Source organism: Jeotgalibacillus proteolyticus (assembly GCF_050107735.1).
GTDB lineage: Bacteria > Bacillota > Bacilli > Bacillales > Jeotgalibacillaceae > Jeotgalibacillus > Jeotgalibacillus proteolyticus_A.
In genome coordinates, this window is record NZ_JBNILO010000031.1 from 1 (window position 1) to 666 (window position 666).

1 protein-coding gene is annotated in these 666 nt (G+C 33.9%); it reads left to right on the forward strand.

What is annotated here, in order from left to right; translation table 11 throughout:
- The coding region (locus ACQCT8_RS18995; protein WP_426873697.1) for a reverse transcriptase domain-containing protein at positions 1-666 on the forward strand (666 nt) is incomplete at both ends.

Consider the following 666-nt stretch of genomic DNA (forward strand, 5'->3'; position numbering starts at 1 on the left):
TGAGATATTGGGATTACTACAATATGACGGAAACCTTTACTGATTTACACGAAAGAGCTAGCCAAAAAGAATCTTTTAACCATCTATATGACATTATTACATCCAGAGAAAATATTCTACTAGCTTATCGGACAATCAAAACCAATAAAGGTTCAAAAACACCTGGTACAGATGGAAATACCATCAAATACATTAAAAAGCTATCGGAAAGTGAATTAGTTAAAGTAATCCAAACAAAACTAAAAAACTATCATCCTAAGAAGGTCAGAAGAAAATGGATTGAAAAGGAAAACGGTAAATTAAGACCACTTGGAATTCCATGCATTCTTGACCGTATTATTCAACAATGTTTTAAACAAGTTCTTGAACCAATTGCTGAGGCTCACTTTTATAAACATAGTTACGGATTTAGACCGTTAAGGTCTACTCATCATGCTATGGCTAGAGTACAATTCTTAATCAACCAATCACAACTACATTTTGTTGTGGATGTTGATATTAAGGGGTTTTTCGATAATGTCAATCACCCACTTCTTATTAAACAATTATGGAACTTAGGCATCCGGGATCGAAAGGTCCTATCTTGCATTTCCAAAATGCTAAAAGCAGAAATTGATATGGAAGGAATACCATCAAAAGGTGTACCACAAGGTGGTATTCTATCGA